The 19,848-nt window shown below is 52.2% G+C and carries 13 protein-coding genes and 1 pseudogene; 4 read left to right on the forward strand and 10 right to left on the reverse strand.

Annotated features, from left to right (window positions below; translation table 11 throughout):
- Positions 1-7 precede the first annotated feature (7 nt).
- Together ptsI and crr are read left to right on the forward strand one after the other, a co-directional pair.
- Positions 8-1,735, forward strand: coding sequence for a phosphoenolpyruvate-protein phosphotransferase PtsI (ptsI, locus tag H0247_RS15590; protein WP_180743359.1), 1,728 nt, complete (start codon positions 8-10; stop codon positions 1,733-1,735).
- 149 nt (positions 1,736-1,884) lie between these two features.
- Entirely contained in the window at positions 1,885-2,394 is a 510-nt protein-coding gene (gene crr / locus H0247_RS15595; protein ID WP_010284368.1) for a PTS glucose transporter subunit IIA, read from the forward strand.
- A gap of 66 nt (positions 2,395-2,460) precedes the next feature.
- Here crr and H0247_RS15600 read toward each other — a convergent pair whose 3' ends face one another.
- Together H0247_RS15600 and H0247_RS15605 are read right to left on the reverse strand one after the other, a co-directional pair.
- Positions 2,461-3,828, reverse strand: a complete 1,368-nt coding sequence (locus H0247_RS15600; RefSeq protein ID WP_180743360.1) for an ATP-binding protein — start codon at positions 3,826-3,828, stop codon at positions 2,461-2,463.
- Positions 3,828-4,508: pseudogene (locus H0247_RS15605) on the reverse strand (response regulator transcription factor). Before H0247_RS15605 ends, H0247_RS15600 begins: the two are co-directional and overlap by 1 nt.
- Positions 4,509-4,758: 250 nt before the next feature.
- Between H0247_RS15605 and H0247_RS15610 the strand changes: the two are divergent.
- Together H0247_RS15610 and H0247_RS15615 are read left to right on the forward strand one after the other, a co-directional pair.
- Positions 4,759-5,955, forward strand: coding sequence for an efflux RND transporter periplasmic adaptor subunit (locus tag H0247_RS15610; protein WP_180743361.1), 1,197 nt, complete (start codon positions 4,759-4,761; stop codon positions 5,953-5,955).
- A 3-nt stretch (positions 5,956-5,958) separates the two neighbouring features.
- Positions 5,959-7,911, forward strand: coding sequence for a MacB family efflux pump subunit (locus tag H0247_RS15615; RefSeq protein ID WP_180743362.1), 1,953 nt, complete (start codon positions 5,959-5,961; stop codon positions 7,909-7,911).
- Here the strand turns inward: H0247_RS15615 and cysM are convergent, their stop codons facing one another.
- The 8 genes from cysM to H0247_RS15655 form a co-directional block, all read right to left on the reverse strand.
- On the reverse strand, positions 7,912-8,796 hold the full coding sequence (cysM, locus tag H0247_RS15620; RefSeq protein WP_180743363.1) for a cysteine synthase CysM: 885 nt from the start codon (positions 8,794-8,796) through the stop codon (positions 7,912-7,914).
- A 32-nt stretch (positions 8,797-8,828) separates the two neighbouring features.
- Complete coding sequence (locus tag H0247_RS15625; RefSeq protein ID WP_180743364.1) at positions 8,829-9,728, reverse strand: Dyp-type peroxidase; 900 nt, start codon at positions 9,726-9,728, stop codon at positions 8,829-8,831.
- Positions 9,729-9,861: 133 nt separating this feature from the next.
- A complete protein-coding gene (locus H0247_RS15630; RefSeq protein WP_180743365.1) occupies positions 9,862-10,461 on the reverse strand; it encodes an RpoE-regulated lipoprotein in 600 nt (199 codons plus the stop codon).
- 311 nt (positions 10,462-10,772) lie between these two features.
- Positions 10,773-12,446 carry an ABC transporter ATP-binding protein/permease gene (locus H0247_RS15635; RefSeq protein ID WP_180743366.1) on the reverse strand — a complete coding sequence of 558 codons (1,674 nt, stop codon included), beginning with the start codon at positions 12,444-12,446 and terminating at the stop codon, positions 10,773-10,775.
- Positions 12,443-15,217, reverse strand: a complete 2,775-nt coding sequence (locus tag H0247_RS15640) for a pitrilysin family protein (protein WP_180743367.1) — start codon at positions 15,215-15,217, stop codon at positions 12,443-12,445. The genes H0247_RS15635 and H0247_RS15640 overlap by 4 nt, the downstream gene beginning before the upstream one ends.
- Positions 15,218-15,319: 102 nt before the next feature.
- Complete coding sequence (locus H0247_RS15645) at positions 15,320-17,923, reverse strand: TonB-dependent siderophore receptor (protein ID WP_180743368.1); 2,604 nt, start codon at positions 17,921-17,923, stop codon at positions 15,320-15,322.
- 76 nt (positions 17,924-17,999) lie between these two features.
- Positions 18,000-18,974, reverse strand: coding sequence for a TonB family protein (locus H0247_RS15650; protein WP_180743369.1), 975 nt, complete (start codon positions 18,972-18,974; stop codon positions 18,000-18,002).
- A gap of 328 nt (positions 18,975-19,302) precedes the next feature.
- On the reverse strand, positions 19,303-19,728 hold the full coding sequence (locus tag H0247_RS15655) for a GNAT family acetyltransferase (RefSeq protein WP_180743370.1): 426 nt from the start codon (positions 19,726-19,728) through the stop codon (positions 19,303-19,305).
- Positions 19,729-19,848 lie beyond the last annotated feature (120 nt).

Genomic DNA, 19,848 nt, shown 5'->3' on the forward strand with positions numbered 1-19,848 from the left:
TAGGGTTATGATTTCAGGCATATTAGTATCACCGGGTATTGCTTTTGGTAAGGCACTGTTACTGAAAGAAGATGAAATTATCATCAACCGGAAAAAAATCTCTGCGGATCAGGTGGAGCAGGAAATTGAACGTTTTCTGACTGGCCGTTCCAAAGCATCCGCACAGTTGGAAGCTATCAAGAAGAAAGCGGGCGAGACGCTGGGCGCAGAGAAAGAAGCCATCTTCGAAGGCCACATCATGTTGCTGGAAGATGAAGAGTTCGAGCAGGAAATCATAGCCCTGATTAAAGATGAACAGGCTTCCGCCGACGCCGCTGCGTTTTCCGTTATCGAAAACCAGGCCAAAGCACTGGAAGAGCTGGATGATGAATATCTGAAAGAACGCGCCGCAGACATGCGTGATATCGGGAAGCGTTTACTACGCAACATTCTCAATATGACCATCGTCGATCTGGGCGATATTCAGGATGAAGTCATTCTGGTTGCAACGGATCTGACGCCGTCAGAAACCGCACAGTTGAATCTGGATAAAGTGCTGGGCTTCATCACCGATCTCGGTGGCCGCACGTCCCACACGTCCATTATGGCTCGTTCGCTGGAACTGCCTGCGATCGTCGGCACGACCAACGTAACTCAGCAGGTCAAAAATGGCGACTATCTGATTCTGGATGCGGTAAACAACCAGATCTATCAGAATCCGACCGCTGAAAAAATTGAAGAATTAAAAGCCATTCAGCAGCAGTACAACGCTGAAAAATATGAGCTGGCCAAGCTGAAAGATCTGCCAGCCATCACGCTGGATGGTCATCAGGTTGAAGTCTGTGCCAACATCGGTACCGTGCGTGATGTCGCCGGTGCTGAGCGTAACGGCGCAGAAGGTGTCGGCCTGTATCGTACCGAATTCCTGTTCATGGATCGTGATTCTCTGCCGACCGAAGAAGAGCAGTTCCAGGCGTATAAGGCGGTGGCCGAAGCCGTTGGTGCTCAGGCAGTTATCGTCCGTACCATGGATATCGGCGGTGACAAAGACCTGCCTTACATGAACCTGCCGAAGGAAGAAAACCCGTTCCTTGGCTGGCGTGCTATCCGTATCTGTCTGGATCGTAAAGAAATCCTGCACGCCCAGTTGCGTGCCATTCTGCGCGCGTCCAGCTTTGGCAAACTGCGTATCATGTTCCCGATGATTATCTCCGTGGAAGAAGTGCGTGAGCTGAAAGCCGAACTGGAGATGCTGAAAGCGCAGCTGAGAGAAGAAGGTAAAGTCTTCGACGAAAGCATTGAAGTCGGCGTGATGGTTGAAACCCCTGCCGCTGCCGCAATCGCGCCACATTTAGCCAAAGAAGTCGACTTCTTTAGTATTGGGACAAATGACTTAACCCAGTATACTCTGGCTGTTGATCGCGGTAATGAGCTGATTTCTCATCTCTATAACCCGATGTCCCCCGCCGTCCTTACCCTGATTAAGCAGGTTATCGATGCGTCTCATGCCGAAGGCAAGTGGACAGGGATGTGTGGTGAGCTCGCCGGTGACGAACGTGCTACACTACTGTTATTGGGAATGGGTCTGGACGAATTCAGCATGAGTGCGATCTCTATCCCGAGCATCAAGAAAATCATCCGTAATGCGAATTACGAAGATGCGAAGGCGCTGGCGGAGCAGGCATTAGCTCAACCGACAGCACAAGAGTTAAGCAATCTGGTGAGCCGCTTTATTAAAGAAAAAACGCTCTGCTGATTCTGCTTTACCTAATAGGTTTCAAGGTGGCAATCAGCACCCCCGACAGGCGATACCGTCGCGGTCGGGGTAGCGAAAAAAGCCAATGCCACAACGACTTGAAAGATTAGGGTATATGCTGGCCCAATATTAATGCTTAGGAGAGAATCATGGGTTTGTTCGATAAATTGAAATCTCTGGTTTCTGACGACAAAAAAGACACTGGCAGCATCGAAATCATTGCCCCGTTGTCGGGTGAAATCGTCAATATTGAAGATGTTCCTGATGTCGTATTCGCAGAGAAAATCGTCGGTGACGGTATTGCCATCAAGCCAACTGGCAACAAAATTGTCGCACCGGTAGATGGCACCATCGGTAAGATTTTTGAAACCAACCATGCGTTTTCCATCGAGTCTGACAGCGGCATTGAGCTGTTTGTGCACTTTGGTATTGATACCGTTGAATTGAAAGGCGAAGGCTTCAAGCGCATCGCCGAAGAAGGCCAGCGCGTGAAGAAAGGCGATCTCGTTATCGAGTTTGACTTGGCGCTGCTGGAAGAAAAAGCGAAGTCTACTCTGACACCAGTGGTTATTTCCAACATGGATGAAATCAAGGAATTGACCAAACTGAGTGGTACGGTCGTGGTCGGCGAAACGCCGGTTATCCGTATCAAAAAGTAAACCGCCCTTCTACGGATGGTCTACTACGTTTGCACGAAACGGCACCCGGATGGTGCCGTTTTCGTTTCAGGCTTTCCAGCGCGGTACGCACAGGCGAATCACTAATCCACGCTGTTCACCGTTGTCCGCTTCAATATGCCCACCGTGCGCCAGCACCACTTTGCGAGTAATCGCCAGTCCCAGCCCATAGCCCTTGCCAGACAGCGGCGAATCCACACGAATAAAAGGATCGAAGATGCTGGAGAGCTTACTTTTCTCCACGCCGGGCCCCTGATCGGCGACCTGAATCGTCCACTCATGCTCGTTGCCAATAAGCGATACGGAAACCTGCTGTTCGCGCGCTGAAAAACGGAGCGCGTTGCGCATCACGTTATCGACCGCCCTGCGCATCAGCTCCGCGTTACCTTTAATCGTGTAGTCCTCGTCTTCATCCGCCGCAAGTAGGATTTCGACGCCAGTGACCTGTGCTTCATAGCGCGCATCGTTGACGACGGCCGTCACCAGTCCCAGTAAATCGAAATAGGCTTCCTCAATGCCAGAATGCTCCGTGCGCGATAGCGTCAACAGCTCGCCAATCATCTTATCCATCAGCAGCGCTTCGCGCTCAATACGCTGTAAGGAGTTATCGACATTGTCTGGGTTTTGCCTTATCAACCCGATAGCGAGCTGCAAACGCGCCAACGGGGAGCGCAGCTCGTGCGAGACATCATGCAGCAGTTGTTCACGCGCGCTGGCCAAACTGTCCAACCGTTCGACCATAGAATCAAAATCACGCGCGACATCGCTGATTTCATCATGACGCTTATGCATCACCGGTAGCAGACGCACGTTCAGATCGCCCTGCGCAACCTGATCAAACCCTGCACGAATCTGGTTTAGTGGACGAGCCAGGCTCCATGCCAGCACCGAGCTGAACAACAGGCCACCGAACCCCGCGATAATGACAAACGGTACAGGCACGTTAAGAAACTCGACTGGCCGAGGGGGACGGAATTCACTGCGCAACAGCTCAGCATCATAACGAATCTGGTACCACTTTCCGGCAGGCCCACTGACCTGCTTGATCATGTACGTAGCACGCAGCGCGTTACGCTTATCCGGCGCAAAATCATCGACGGACATCGCATTCTCCGAAGCGGAATTCAATTCCTGCTCCGACAGCGGCAACGGCGATTCCGTGACGGAAATGTATTGTTGCTCTTGCTGCGGCAACAGCGACATCACATCGTTCAGTTCATCCAGACCGCCATGTTGCAGCGCCGCCGCCACCATCTCCGTTTGCATCGTCGCAATACGGGAAACCACGATCTCTTCCAGCGGCTTATGCCGCTCGCCGTAAAAAGAAAAAGCCAGCCACAGCAACTGAGACATCACGAGGAACGTCAGCCAGAACCCGAGCAATATTTTCCAGAAAAGCCTTCCACGAATCATCATCAGCGAATCCGGTATCCCACGCTACGCACGGTTTCAATCGTCATGGTGTTGCCCGGCAATGCACAGAGCTTCTGACGAATATTGCTGATGTGCACATCCACGCTGCGGTCATACGCTTCACGGCGACGTCCCAGGCATTTTTCGGACAGTTCATCTTTTGACACCACCCGCTCAGGGGAACGTAACAACAGCTCCAGCAAATTAAACTCAGATGCCGTCAGATCAAACGGCTTTCCGCGTCATTCGCTGATGCGCGTTGCGGGGTTCAACACCAGATCGCCACTGGCCGCCACGCTTTCATCCCGTTTTGTACTGGGCTGATCGTCATAGCGGCGTAGCACCGCCCGCAGCCTTGCCACCAGCTCACGCGGGTAACAGGGTTTAGGCATATAGTCATCCGCGCCCATTTCCAGACCGATAACTCTGTCAATGTTGTCACCGCGCGCCGTTAGCATAATGACGGGCAACTGTTCGGTTTTTCTGATCTGGCGCAGCACGTCAATGCCGCTCATATCCGGCAACATGACATCCAGAATCATCGCGGTGTAATCCCCCGACATCGCCCCCTCGACGCCTTCTTTACCTGTCAGCACCCGGGAGGTCGAAAAACCTTCCGCATTCAGGTACTCACAGAGCATATCGCCCAGCTCTACGTCGTCATCGACCAGTAAAATATTCATATCCTGTCCTCATTAATCGGGTATACCCTACGTACTCGAGTTGCGGGAAGGAAACGCACAAGCCGCTTGAAGTATGATGGGTATAGATGCTGTATTCTCAGGCTTAGCGTTAATATTCGCAGCCAGATTTACCTAATCCTTACCATTTCTTTGAGCAAAGATTACCGCTACCTTTACGGACTCGGGGTAAATTACTCACCTGCGTTATTTACTTCCGTTCAAATGCATTCATTAAGGACGACGCCCCCTGATGCAATCACGATTTCTTACACGACGCCGTACGACGATCGCGCTAGGTCTTATCGCTGCTGCCGTGCTTATTCATCTGTTTTTCAACAAGCCAACCCCCGCGCCAAGCACGATGACTACCGCCGCAGAGATCGCGGATCTCGAACAAACGGTACTTGCTGACGGCAAAATTGAAGCACAGAAGCAGGTCAGCGTCGGTGCTCAAGCCTCAGGGCAAATCAAAGCGCTGCACGTCAAACTCGGCGCTAAGGTCAAAAAAGGGCAATTGATCGCCGAGATTGATGACCTCACCCAACAGGACACATTAAAAAATGGCGAAGCGGCGCTAAAAAATATTCAGGCGCAGCGCACTGCCAAACTGGCAGAGTTGCGTAACAACGAATTGAGCTGGCAGCGCCAGCAAATGTTGATGAAACGCGGTGTTGGCGTGCAGGCCGATTACGATAGCGCGAAAGCCACGCTCGATGCCACCCGAGCCAATATCGACGCACTGGACGCCCAGATCGTTCAGGCGCAGATTACCGTCAACACCGCCAAGGTTAACCTCGGATATACCCAGATTCGTTCACCGATGGACGGCACCGTGGTGGCGATTCCGGTTGAAGCAGGCCAAACGGTCAACGCCATCCAGACCACGCCGACCATTGCCAAAGTCGCCAATCTGGACACCATGACCATCAAAGTGAAGATTTCAGAAGCCGACGTCGTCAAGGTAAAAACCGGTATGCCCGTGTGGTTCAGTATTCTGGGTGAACCCAGTAAACGTTACGAAGCCACGCTGAGCTCAATTGAACCCGCACCGGACTCCATCAATACAGACTCAACCACGACATCATCCAGTTCGAGTAGCACCAGTTCTTCATCCAGCACCGCAATCTATTACAACGGTCTGTTCGACGTGAAGAATCCTGACGGCGTATTACGCATTTCCATGACAGCACAGGTATATATTCTGCTGTCTTCCGTGAAAAATGCCATTGTCGTCCCGGCAACAGCATTAACCTCGCGCAATGGCATGTGGTATGTGCAGGTGATGAATGCGAACAAGAAGATCGAATCACGCCTGGTCACACTCGGCCTCAATGACAACGTGCGTACTCAAATCCGTTCGGGGATCAGCGTGGGGGAACAAGTGGTTGTCAGCCCGTCATCCGGTGATGTCGCGTCCACGCATCCCGGCCCGCCGATGGGGATGTAACGCATGTCCACATCCTTACTTAAGCTGACCGGCATTACCCGCCGCTTTTCCAACGGCGAACAGGACGTCACCGTCCTCAAGGACATCAACCTGACGATCAATCAGGGAGAAATGGTGGCCATTGTTGGCGCATCCGGTTCGGGAAAATCCACGCTGATGAATATTCTCGGCTGTCTGGATAAACCCTCCTCCGGGGATTATCAGGTGGCAGGGCGCGCCGTGGGCGAACTGGACAACGACCAGTTAGCGGAACTGCGTCGCGAGCATTTTGGTTTTATTTTCCAGCGCTATCACCTGCTAGGCGATCTAACAGCGCTGGGAAATGTCGAAGTGCCGGCCATTTATGCCGGTAAGAGCCGACAGGCGCGCCGTCAACGGGCGGCGGAGCTGTTAAGCCGGCTGGGACTGGAGAATCGCCTTCACTATCGACCCAGCCAGCTTTCTGGCGGCCAGCAGCAGCGCGTCAGTATCGCCCGTGCGCTGATGAACGGCGGCGGCATTATTCTGGCGGATGAACCCACTGGCGCGCTGGACACCCACAGCGGCAACGAGGTGCTGAGCATCCTGCGCGATCTGCATAGACAGGGCAACACCGTTGTCATCGTCACGCACGACATGACGATTGCCGAGCATGCGCAGCGCATCATCGAACTGCGCGATGGCGAAGTGATTGCCGATCGACAAACGCGTCCCGAAGAGGCCACTGCGCCATCGCCTGAGGCCGCCAGTTCTCCGGCAACCTCGGCGCTGAACCAGTTCAAAGACCGCTTTATTGACGCATTCAAAATGGCGCTGCTGGCGATGAACGCCCAGCGGATGCGCACTTTTCTGACCATGCTCGGCATCATCATCGGCATCGCGTCGGTTGTTTCGGTGGTCGCACTGGGAAAAGGCTCACAGGAGCAAGTGCTGGCCGACATCAACTCGATGGGTACCAGTACGCTGGAAATTTTCCCCGGCAAAGACTTCGGCGACATGGATGCAAGCGCCATCCAGACGCTGCGCGCCAGCGATATTCAGCCGCTGACACAGCAGCCCTACGTGCATAGCGTCACGCCTTCTATCTCCACCAGCGTAACGATGCGTTACGGCAACATAGCCGTCTCCGCCAGCGTTTCCGGGGTTGGCGAACAGTTCTTCACCGTGCGTGGCTACACCCTGCAACGCGGCGTACTTTTCCCTCGCAGCAGCGTCGATGAACTGACGCAGGACGCGGTGATTGATAAAAACACGCTTAACAAGCTCTTTCCCCACGGTGAAGATCCCATTGGACAAGTGATTCTGCTGGGCTCGTTACCCGTTCGGATTATCGGCGTCGTCAGCAAGAATCAGGGTGGCTTCGGCAGTGACGAAAACCTGAATGTCTGGGTGCCGTACACCACGGTGATGAAGCGCATGGTTGGGCAATCCTACCTGAAAAGCATCACGGTGCGGGTGAAAGACAATATTGATATGAACGTCGCCGAGAAAAGCATCACCGCCCTGCTCACACAGCGACACGGTACGAAAGATTTCTTTGTCATGAACACGGACAGCATCCGTCAGATGATCGAGAAAACCACCACCACGCTTACGCTACTGGTATCGATGATCGCGCTGATTTCGCTGCTGGTCGGCGGTATCGGTGTCATGAATATCATGCTGGTCTCCGTCACGGAGCGAACCCGAGAGATCGGCGTCCGTATGGCGGTCGGCGCACGCACCAGCGATATCATGCAGCAGTTTCTGATCGAAGCGGTGCTGGTTTGCCTGTTCGGCGGCATCATCGGTGTGGGGCTGTCGCTGGCTATCGGCGTACTGTTTGCACAGTTCAGCAGCAATTTCGCGATGATCTATTCCAGCGCATCGATTATTGCTGCATTCCTGTGCTCCAGCCTGATCGGCATTATCTTCGGCTTCTTCCCCGCCCGCCGTGCAGCGCAGATGGAACCGATTCACGCGCTGGAGCGAGAATAACTAACGATCAAATACCCCGGTGGACAGATACCGATCGCCGCGATCGCAGGCGATTGCCACGATCACGCTGCCGGGGTTTTCCGCAGCAAGCCGCAGTGCGCCAGCAACCGCGCCGCCGGTACTGACACCGCAAAAGATCCCTTCCTGACGCGCCAATTGCCGCAGCGTATTCTCGGCGTCGACCTGTGTCATATCCATAATACGATCGACCAGATCGGCGCGGAAAATGCCCGGCATATAGTCCGGTGACCAACGGCGAATACCGGGAATGTGGCTGCCTTCCGCAGGCTGTAGCCCGACTGTACAGATTACTGGGTTCTGCTGCTTCAGATAGCGGCTGACACCGGATATCGTGCCAGTCGTTCCCATGCTGGAGATAAAGTGGGTCAGCTTACCCGCCGTTTGGTGCCAGATCTCCGGGCCAGTCGTGAGAAAATGCGCCAACGAATTGTCCGGGTTATTGAACTGATCGAGCGTTTTCCCCTCTCCCGCCAGCACCATCTGTTTTGCGCGATCCCGCGCCCCTTCCATCCCTAACTTATGATTCACTAACACCAGTTCTGCGCCATACGCACGCATCGCAGTCTGACGTTCATAGCTCATGTTGTCCGGCATCAGCAGACGTAGCCGATAGCCTTTTACCGCCGCAATCATCGCCAGCGCAATGCCGGTATTCCCGCTGGTCGCCTCGATTAGCCGATCGCCGGGCGTAATCTCGCCGCGATTTTCTGCCTGCTGGATCATAGAGAGTGCCGCCCGATCTTTTACCGATCCGGCGGGGTTATTCCCTTCCAGCTTTAGCCAAATTTCACTGTTCAGCCCCTGCGTCAGGCGCTGCAATTTCACCAGCGGGGTATTGCCAATACACTGCTCAAGCGTTGTCACTTATTAAATCCTAAAGAAGCCCACGGCGGCAGTCACAGCGACAGCAGTTGATCCAGAGAAGGCGCAAAGAAGTAGCTGCCGCTGACGGCACGCGTAAAGCGCAGCATCTCATCACGTTTACCGTCACGATCGCCGAACATGCTCAGCAATTGCTGCTCGATGTTATGCAGACGTGCGCAGTAGGCGACAAAATAGAGCCCGTTTTTCCCACTCGCGGTGCCATAAGGCAGGCTTTGACGCAGGATTTTCAGCCCTTTGCCGTCTTCCTTTAAATCCACGCGGCTGAGATGCGACGTCACAGGGCGTTCATCAGAAGACAGCTCTTCGTTGTCCCGCTTGGTGCGCCCGATCATCTGTTCTTGCTGCTCCACGCTAAAACGCTGTAACTGCTTCAGATTGTGTTCCCAACGTTGGGTAAACACGTAGCTGCCGCCCGCATCCGGCTGGCCTTCCGGGATAATCGCCACGGCGTGACGGGCATCCCCCTGCGGGTTTTCCGTGCCGTCGACAAAGCCGCTTAAATCGCGATCTTCCACCCAGCGGAAACCGTGCGTCTCTTCTTCAATACGAATCGCGCCACCAAACGCGGCCAGCGCCGCCTGTGCCAGCGTGAAGTTCACATCATGGCGCAGCGATTGAATGTGGATCAACAGATCGCGCTGCGTGGCAGGCGCGAGCCCGTTGCCCAGCGGCGTAAAAGATTTCAGTTCTGCCGCACCGTGGTTGCAGTCCAGATCGCGCCAGACATCGTTGCCAAATGCCAGCACCGCGCCTAATCCCGCATCGGGAAACTGCTGCTGTAACGCTTGTAACGTCTGACAGAATTTTTTGCATCCCTGCCGGATAGCATCAAACTCTCCCTGAATCATCGCTTCCATAAAAATGGCAAAACGGCGGTGTTCCAATAAAATACCGCTTTGAACTGGTGTCATTTCTGCTTCCTCAAGCATCAGTTTTTTCTTTTGTTGTTGTGGTTTACGACTGTCTACGGCTGCTCTGGCTGGTGCCAGACGGCACCGTTATCATACCGGAAGCCGCCTGACGTTTACCTTGCGTAAACGCAAGTTAGTTTCGCGCCTGCGCGTGCCACACAATCTTACTCACTTTCCAGTTTTTCAGGATATCGTCCGGCGGCATCAAGCCTTCTGGGCCGCTCCATTCGCCGGAATAGAGGTAGCTGATATGCGTACTCTGCGGCGCGGCGCATTCCACACTTTGCGCATCATCACCTTGTCCTAACTGACAGGATTCAAACGCTTTGCTGTAAGTATTGCTAAAGGCGTCACCGATTTTCACACCGCCTGCGCTGCCAATCGCGGGATCCATGACCTCAACTTTGCGCACGCTGCCCTTCGGCTGACCGCTGATGATCATCTTCACCTCTTTCCCATCCAGCGCCTGATAAAACGCGACCAGTTGACCGTTGGAGGTCCCCATTCCGCTACGCAGTTGATAGTCACCATCCAGCGCGCTCTGTAGCGCCCCTTCGGACAGTGGCGTACCGGCATTAATGCCACCAACACCCGCATCAGTCACCTCCAGCGAACTGCCGAACCAGTTAAACGGCGACAGGCTGGACCAAGAGAAATGGGAAAGCGTGCTGCATCCACTCAGCACCAGTGGTAAACCCAGCACCAGCGATAAACCCAGCGGGCGAAAATTCATGGTATGTACTCCTCAAAATTGAACGACTTCCGGCGTTAGCCACCCTGGCAAGATGGGAATTGGCGTCTGCAAGCGACGAAAAGTGCCGTAAAGACGAAATGACCCAGATGCCTGGCATTCACCTAATCGTGGATTGAGGGGAAACACGGGGATGAGGCTCCCGCAGGGATGCCTCGCACCGTGGTCGCCCCGCTATCTCGATCCTTAAACGATCGGCATTAGATAATCCTGCGGAAGATTATAGAGGGCATGAGAAAAGAAACCTACCAGAACCGCAGGCCTCCCGACACTCGGAAGGCCTGCGAGCAACATCAACTACGCTGCGAGGAAAAATCGGTTAAGTCATAACGGTGCGGGAACAGATCGTCCAACTCCGTCTGGTGCGTAATCGCCACCACGGTACACGCGGGCAACGCCATCTTGACCAGCGCAAGAAGCTGTCTGGCAGAATCATGATCCAGATTGCTGGTCGCTTCATCCAGATAGAGCGTATCGGGTTTGGCAATCAGCGCACGGGCAAAAGCGACGCGCTGCCGCTCCCCGCCGGAGAACACCCGATCCCAGTTCAGTTGCTCATCCAGACGATCGCGCCACGCGCCCAGCCCGACGCTATCCAGCGTCTGACGCAGCATCTCGCTGTCAGCCAGCGTCGGGTGTGGGTAGCAGAGGATCTCTGCCAGCGTCCCTTGTCCCAGATAGCTTTGCTGCGGTAACAGTAGGCTACGTCCTTCCAGTGCCTGCCAGCGGCCATCGTAATAAGGCCATAGCCCATTTAGCGTGCGTAGCAAGGTGGATTTCCCCAGCCCGCTGCGGCCAGACAACTTACTCCAGCTACCTGCTTCGCAGCTCAGATCCACATTTTGCAACAGCGGAGCGCCCTGCGGCGTGGTGAAAGAAAGCTGATCAATACGTAAATCCTGTCCTACCGGCGCATCGACCTGTTCAGACTGGTGACGTTTGATTTCTTCCTTAAACTGGCTCAAACGCGTCATACTGGCAGAAAGAATCACGAACTCTTTGTACTTATGGATAAACCAACTCAATGCACCGTGCACTTGCGCAAACGCCCCGCGGATCTGCATCAACCCGCCCAGCGTTACCGTTTTACTCAGGAAGGCAGGCAGAGCGGCAAAGACCGGCACAATCTGGCTTACACGCATATAGCCCGTGGTGAAGAAGCCCAGATTACGCTCGGCATTCATAAAACGCCCCCAGTTCGACACAATGGCAGAGAAATGTCGCTGAAGATGGCTTTTCTCTTGCGCTTCGCCGCCGTACAGCGCGATTTGCTCGGCGTTATCATGCTTACGCAGCAGCGCTGCACGGAAATCGGCCTCTGCCTTTTGCTTCTCATAATTAATATTATGCAGACGTTTCCCGACCACATGCGTAATCAGGCTACCGAGCAGCGTATACAGAATAGCTATCCAGACCAGATAACCTTCGATTACCCACTCTTTGCCAAACAGCGTAAAGCGCTGAACGCCCGATAATCCCCACAGAATGACGACGAAAGAGAACAAACGCGCGGTCACGATCAAAAATTCGATGACCAGACTAACGGCTTTGTCGACAAACAGGTTGATATCTTCGGCAATACGCTGGTCTGGGTTATCAATCTTGCCCGCAACTGACATGCGATAAAATGCCCGCTTCGCCAGCCAGCTATCCACCAGTTCGGCGGTTAACGCGGTACGCCAGCGGATAATCAGTAGTTTGGTAAACCACTCCTGATACACGATCGACCCAATATAGAGCAGGATGTAAACGCCGTATTCTTTCATCAGGGACATCAGCAAACTGCTGTCGAACGACCCTAACGCATCGTAAAACGTCTTACTCCACTCGTTTAATAACACATTGAGATAAACGATCATCCCGCCCATCGCGATGGCGATGAACAAGAGCAACCAAGCCTGCCAGCTTCGTTTGCCGCCCCAGAAAGGGCGGCAGAGATCGACAAATTGAGCCATTACCTTCTTCACTCTTTCACCTCTTGCGGCAAGGTGATGTATAGCACGCGGTTATCCGGGTTATACAGCTTCGCCGACATCGAACGAACCTCTTCCAGCGTGATGCTATCCGCCAGTTTGGCTACGCTAGTCAGATAACGCGGATCGTCATAATGGCGGTAGCTCAGGAGCAGACGACGCTGTATCGTCATGAGATCGCTCTGACGCCCTTTTTCCGCACGAATAAACTGTGCCTTCTGCTCATCCACATCTTCCTGAGTAATCTTTGTCGGCAGTTCAGCAAAGACGTGCTCGGCCAGTTTCCACAGTTCCTGCGCACGTTCAGGCGCGCTGGTGAAACTCACTTCCGTCTCAATACGCTGTTTCTTATCTTCCAGCTCGCTATCGACACGCATCCGGTAAATGCCCAGTGCATCATCACGCAGGCTCGTCTTGAGATACTTATTCGCGATATTGCGGGCAATACTCACTTGAACCGCGGCCTGCGGCGTCCACGTATATGGCGTGAAGCTCGAGGTCAGGATGTCGGCACGCGGCTCAATATTGATAGCCGATGTCGCCTCACGTTTACCCGGCAGCGCCAGATGTGATTTCACGTCACTGGCTGGCTGACGCGGGATCGTCGCGAGATAGCGTTCAACCGCTGGCAACAGCTGTGCAGCAGGCATATCCGCGATCAGATAGTACGTCACGGGTGCAGAAGCCGCTTTATGCCACTGTGACAGCAAAGCTGGCGCGGAAACGTGCTTCAGTTCTTCAATTTCAGGCTGCTGCCAAGCTGGCCCGCCAAAACGTAATTTGGCGATATCGCTGGCCCGTTTTCCTGAAACCGATTGATCGTCATTGGCCTTCTGACGCGCCAGACTCATCATGCTCTCTTTCATCACCTCAGGATCGATACCCGGCGCCACATTCAGCTCGCGGTATAACCCCAGCAGACTGGCTAGTTGCTCAGTGGGGGCGCTCCCGTTTACCGTCAGTTGATCCGCTTCCTGATCGATGCTCAGCGACAGGGATTTATCTTTTTTCCAGTTCGTTAGCGCTTCACCACGCCATGTCGCAGGGCCGCTCTGATTGACCAGTTGACTCGCCAGTTGTGCCTGCCACGGATTCAGCGACGTCGCCATGAATCCAGCCTGACTCGTCGCGGTGAGATACACTTTCTTACCCGCTTCCGGCGCGCGCAGCCACACGACACGATCGCCATTGCTCAACTGCCACTGCTCGACCTTCTGTGCGGCAAACGTCTTCACCGCCGTGCGTTTCCCACTTTGCGTTACGGCAGGAAGCTCAGGGATGACTTTTTCTTTTTCTACCTGTAACGGTGCCAGCGTCGCTGCTGCCCACTGCGCTTGTAACTTACGCATCGCCTCCGGCTTCGGCAACGTGAAAGGCGTCGCACCTGGCACACTAAACTGCACCAACGTATCTGGAGAAGCTAACCAACGTTGCCAATGGCGGTTCACATCTTCCGCGGTGATGGTGTCCAGCGCTTCAAGGGCGTCTTTACCGCGCTGCTGGCTGCCGACATAAGGGCGATCCTGTTGCCAGACGATGGTCAATTGCTGCACCCAGTCCGCAAATTCACGCGACTCAGGGGTATCGCTCATACGCTGTGCGACTTCACGAATGTCGGATTTGATCTCCGTGATGTCCTGCTCGTTTAACGGATAGCGTTTGAACCGCTCAATTTCTTTCAGTACCGCAGAAATCGCGGCATCATGGCCACCCGGCATCACATTGGCGAAAAATCCCAGTGCGGCCGTCGTTTTACCGATATCTGATTTACGCACCACCAGACTACTGGCGTCTTGCGGCAACTCCGCCTGCTGTCGGCGAACCTGACGCGTTACCGCAGACAGTGTGATTTGGGTGAGCAAACGGTGACGGTAATCGGATTGGCCGAAGGTGTCTTTATCATTGAAACGGTAGACAAACGACACCTGACTGCTACCACTTTGGCTATCCTGCAAACGCGCCACGTTGAGCTGCGGTTTCAGTAACGGCTCATAGTAATCACGAGCTGGCACAGCAACATTCGGCAGCGGTGCAAAATAGCGTTGAATGTCGCGTTCTGCATCCGCAGGCGTGATATCACCGATAATCATCAACCGCATATTCGACGGGTGATACCAACGCTGATAGAAATCCTGTAGTACGCTGGCTGGCGTTTCATTAATCGACTGTTCCGAGCCAATCGTCGGGCGGGAAGGATAACGGGAACCGTGGCGAATCGCCTGTACACGCTGCTGGTTCATGCGTTCCGCTACGCCCAGCTTGCCACGCCACTCTTCCAGAATAATTTTGCGCTCATCGTCGAGATCGGCTTGCGACAATTTGGCATGTCCCGTCATCTGGCTTAGCGCCTGTAACGTCGTCCCCAGATCGCGATTCCCTTTCGGCGGGCTCATCATGTACATGGTGCGCTCGTAGTTGGTCACCGCGTTATAGCTCTGTCCGCGTCCCCATCCCTGTTTGTGCAGTTCCGTACTCACACCTTGAGGAAACGCCTCGCTGGCGCGGAACACCATGTGCTCCACCATGTGCGCCACGCCGGACTCGTTGTCCTTCTCATCAATCGAACCGACATCCACAATCAGGCGAACATCTATCCGCGACTTCTGCCCTTCCAGCGGCACGAGGGTATAACGCAATCCATTCGCCAGCGTTCCTTCTTTAAAAGCTGGCAATGGACTTTTCACTTCTTCGGCCTGGCTCACAACACTTCCAGCTAACAGGCCGACAGCCGTTAGCGATAACCAGCAACATCTCTTCCAGTTCATAACAACCTTTTCGTTTTTATTTTTGCCTAGGGGCAATTTCTGAATGCATCAATGCAAAATGCCCCGTCTACGTCAGGCTGTGACGTAGGCGGGGCATAGGATTTACCAGGTGTAAGCGACACCAAGCCAGAACTGGCGACCGGGTTTGTAGGTCACGATCGTGGTATTAATATTAGTTTTCTGCTGCGTTTCAACTACTTTATCCAGAACGTTCAGCACATCCAACGTGATATCCAGCGTCTGAGTTTTGTATATCGGCTGAGAGTAAGAAAAACGCCAGTCATAGGAGATAAAGTCGTCGTATTGGGTGGAGATATATTCTTTCGCCTCTCCGGTAAAGTTAGGTTCAGCGTTACAGGCAGGGCTGCCACCAGGACACACCGTATTCAATGCCAGAGGAGTATAGCCTTTGTAACCGGAGGTATAGCCGACACGCTGACCCCAATTGAGGCGAATGGCAGGGAAGTAGGTATCCACATTCAAGAAAGCGGTCCAGGGAGTATTGAAATCCATCGCATCCATATCACCTTTATACATCAGCTTATCATCAACAATGACCCTGCTCTCATCTGAACTCACGTCATCGTAATAAGCAATCGAGTTAGCTTTATTTTCTGCAATGCTGGCGCCCAATTTCCAATTAACTTCTGCGAAGCTGAAACGATGCGGGCTAATTGGCTCCACTTCCAGAGACAATGTATTCCCTTCCGTACGTCCAGCATTATTCATCACACGGTAGCGTTGCCCATTAACGGTCTTTGATTGAGCACCAAATTGATCTTTCCCTTTGCGATTAACCCATTTCGCCGTCCATACCGTACTCATAACACGCTGTGATAGTCCCAGTGTTATTTCGTCACTGTAAGGCGTGCTTAAGTCAGAAACATCATAATCAAGACCGGCAATTCTTGCAGGGTTGGAAACCCATGGATCGTTGGGCGATGTACGGTTTTGAATAATATTTGTATTAATCCCCTGACGCAGTTTATACGACAGCATATTCGCGCCATAATAGCGATTCGCCCCACCAAACAGACGTGTTGATCGGTCGCCGAAAACATCATAAGAGGCAGAAAAACGGGGCGCGAAATTCAGGTTCTCCAGAAAATCATCATAACTAGCACGCACACCAGGGGTCACTTCTACACGGCCAAAAGAAATACTATCCTGAAGGTAAACGGCGTAATTAGTATAACTTCCCTCAACGGTACGTTCTGGATATAGAGTCCGGCCTTTGAAATATTGTTCCCCGGCAATACAATAGTCATCCCCAGCTTGACATACTGTATTTTTATCAAAAGTTGGTCTTGCTCGACTTGAGCTAACATCGCTAAAGCGGCGGTATCTTGTGTTATAAGAATCAACTTGCCAGCCTAAATCTAACTGATGCTGGGTTCCCCAGATTGCTAAAGGGTTAAGCTCATAGTCCTGCTTTAATGTAATTGTGCTTTTTTCTGTTGCAAACGTTCCGGCTCCGCCTATTAATGAATTTTGATAGCTACCAGCAGGAACAGAACTAACCCAGTCAATTTTTTCGGAAATAAAATTATCCCTTGTACTGTAACGATTCCATGTCTGAAAAGAATTTGACTCATGTTCAATTTTATTTTGTTCAGACTGATATCCCGCCAAGCTGATCACTTTCCCCCAGTTGGCATTGTGCTCCCACTCCATATTGAAGCGATAACCACCGCCAGTATTAGTGAACGAACCGTTTTTAACATCTCGTTTATAATATTTTGATTCGTGCGGAGAATACATGCCCATCATTCGAACAATATCACCATTATCCGCCAGATAGACGCCTTTTAGCAGGTAGGTTTCACTCACTCGCTCCTGATCATCCCACTGTTGCAAATACTGATGATAATAGGGAATATCTGACTGCTGGCGGTTATAGGCAAAAATAAAGCCAGCTTTATCACTCAACGGCTGATTAAAGGTGGCTGAATAGAACTGCTTCTTAAATTTCGGTTGGTAATATAAGTTAGTAGCAGAATAGAAATTTTCGCTAATATTGGAATCAACGTGATAACTCGTCCAGCTATCGTTCGAGGTTCGGTAAGAAACCTTGCCAAATACATTATCCAGTTTGGGATCCATCAGTTTGGCATCCACCACACCGCCAGTAAAATCACCGTACTTAGCGGATATGTTGCTATCAAATACTTCCAGCGACTCAATCAACTCTGAATTAATCCAGAATGACTGTGTCCCACCTGCCGGTAGATCTGTCGCATTATAACCATCAGGATCAGTATCTAGCTGACCCTTATTGGCTCCTGGGTTGATATTACTATTATTCGATAACCCATCGATCATAAAATTATTGTTATAAAATTTCTCGCCGTGGAACGAGACGTTTTCCGGTGCCAGCTCCCCCGGTGTATTACTGCTATTCGCCGTGTTCGAGAACTGCACAGCAGCGTTATTCTTCAATAACTCTGGTATCGAACCGTTTCCGGTCGGCATTTTTTTAATCTGCTCAGCATTAATGATCTGCGTCCCCATTGACTGACTGGTCGGGGTTGAGCGGACTAAAATGGTATCTTCACTATTTTCCGAAGAGGAATCACCCTGTTGTTCTTCTTCGGTTTCTGCATTGTTTTTCTGCTGATTTTCATCAACAGAGGTGTCGTTTTGCTGTGCGAGCGCAGGCGCTGATAATAATGACAAAATCATCATTAAATAGACGTTTTTATTCATTTATTCAAAATCCCCAGTGAACCTTATTATTTGAAAAATAAAATTATTTTTTTAATGACTGCTGTAACATGTATTGCTAATCATCAACCTGAATATGACCATTCAGTTTAAAAACGATGGAAACGACCTGATTCTCAACGGGTGCCTCCGTCCGATAGCGCCAGCGCGCCATGTCTTTCACTACATCATCGCCAAATACGCCGTCTGGCGTTTCGGACAGAATCTGTACGTTAGTGACCGTACCGCTACCGGTAATATCGAATTTGACGCGCACTTTTCCTTCCACACCCAGCGCTTTTGCCCGAGCGGGATAATTCACGCGACGATGCAGCGCTTTGAAATTTTGGCTATTGCTTTTCCCTGCGCCACGAACCGCCTGACCGCTATCGCTCTCTCCCGCTTTGGCCGTTGTTGCGCTCCCCGACATACCCACCGAGGATGGCATTGGAGAAGGGGCATCACCGGTTTGCGCTGTCGCTACGGGGGACTCACTTTTCTTCTCGGTCTGTTGTGTCTGCTGCGTTCTGGCCTGCTGCTGTTCTTTCGGCTTCTCTTCCCGTTTCTTTTCAGGCTGTTTTTTCTCACGCACGGGCGGCTTTTTTTCCGCTGTCGGCGTGACAGGCTTGCGTTCAATGACGGGTTGTTCAATAACGGATTGTTTAATAACGGGATTGGGGTGTTCTGGTAACGGCGTTAGGATTGGCATCACCACGGGCGTCGGTTGCGCAGCGGGAGGATCGGCTACGGGTGGCGACGTGTCGGCAGCCTGTGACATCGCAGCCGCCATCATGGTCACCTGCATGCTGCCGCCCGCGTTTCCCGCCATATCGTCAATGTTTTCTTTCGGGGAATAGTGCAATAGAAAGAAAACCGCCAGTAACGCATGCGCCACACAGGACAACACAAAAAAGGCCAGAGAACGCCAGTTAGGGGTATCGGAATTCGACGCGGCAATTGAATAGGAATGAGCAAAAGAACGAGGGGTCAGCAATGCGCTACCGCCAGTGCGATTCGCACCGAGTAAAGCCCCCTGAAGATTTTCACGACTCACTATCCAACTCCATCTCTTGAACTTCCTGGTGTCAGTCGTGCAATCACAATCTTCCAGGCAATAAAATGTAAGCAAAATCAGAACATGAAAAAACATGTCAAGATCAAACGGAGAACATTAATAAATAATAATACAAATGAGAATCGTTTTACAAATGAAAACTGTTACCTATGAAATCTAACAAATTGCATGCAATACCATTACAAAGCGAAGCAATACGTTGAGTTAAAAAGAAAAAGTGCGCTAACGGAGGCGCACATTTTTACAGAGAGGGGCCAGAAGGGAGAAGCAGTACAAGAGTAGCAGTTTGGCATCAGTGAAATAACAATCAATACTCCCTGTCTTCAATCAGGCGTTTCCCCAGCGTGACACTATCAACCATTTCATAGTCGAGTTTTTCATACATGCCGATGACAGCATCGTTGTCCTCACGCACCATCAGGTGGATCTTCGGACAGCCGCGGGCAATGAGTTTTTTCTCCAGTCGGCTAATCAATGCATTCGCAATGCCGCGACCACGAAAATCAGGGTGTACGCCAAGGTAGTACGCCGATCCGCGGTGGCCATCGTAACCGCCCATTACCGACCCCACGATTTCGCCGTTCACCTCTGCGACCAGAAACAGATCGGGGTCATGATTGAGCTTACGCTCGATGTCCATTTCAGGATCGTTCCACGGGCGCAGCAAATCACAGCGTTCCCAAAGGGTGATCACGGCTTCAAAGTCATCCTGCCTGAATATGCGGATTTCCATCACAGTCGCCATTTTGCAATAAGGTAAATCGTGATTATCGCGTGATTTTTATCAGACGCAATCTCAAATTGCGCGCCGCCATCAGGAATCACACAACGGGTGACCGGGGATCGATTTGAT

It is taken from the genome of Pectobacterium sp. CFBP8739 (assembly GCF_013449375.1).
Lineage (GTDB): Bacteria > Pseudomonadota > Gammaproteobacteria > Enterobacterales > Enterobacteriaceae > Pectobacterium.

Excerpts from the sequence above, each read along its gene's own strand:
- ptsI (WP_180743359.1), top strand. The coding sequence starts at position 8 with ATGATTTCAGGCATATTAGTATCACCGGGTATTGCTTTTGGTAAGGCA.
- H0247_RS15630 (WP_180743365.1), bottom strand. The coding sequence starts at position 10,461 with ATGAATTTTCGCCCGCTGGGTTTATCGCTGGTGCTGGGTTTACCACTG.
- H0247_RS15655 (WP_180743370.1), bottom strand. The coding sequence starts at position 19,728 with ATGGAAATCCGCATATTCAGGCAGGATGACTTTGAAGCCGTGATCACC.
- H0247_RS15615 (WP_180743362.1), top strand. The coding sequence starts at position 5,959 with ATGTCCACATCCTTACTTAAGCTGACCGGCATTACCCGCCGCTTTTCC.
- crr (WP_010284368.1), top strand. The coding sequence starts at position 1,885 with ATGGGTTTGTTCGATAAATTGAAATCTCTGGTTTCTGACGACAAAAAA.
- H0247_RS15645 (WP_180743368.1), bottom strand. The coding sequence starts at position 17,923 with ATGAATAAAAACGTCTATTTAATGATGATTTTGTCATTATTATCAGCG.
- H0247_RS15600 (WP_180743360.1), bottom strand. The coding sequence starts at position 3,828 with ATGATGATTCGTGGAAGGCTTTTCTGGAAAATATTGCTCGGGTTCTGG.
- H0247_RS15610 (WP_180743361.1), top strand. The coding sequence starts at position 4,759 with ATGCAATCACGATTTCTTACACGACGCCGTACGACGATCGCGCTAGGT.
- H0247_RS15625 (WP_180743364.1), bottom strand. The coding sequence starts at position 9,728 with ATGACACCAGTTCAAAGCGGTATTTTATTGGAACACCGCCGTTTTGCC.
- H0247_RS15640 (WP_180743367.1), bottom strand. The coding sequence starts at position 15,217 with ATGAACTGGAAGAGATGTTGCTGGTTATCGCTAACGGCTGTCGGCCTG.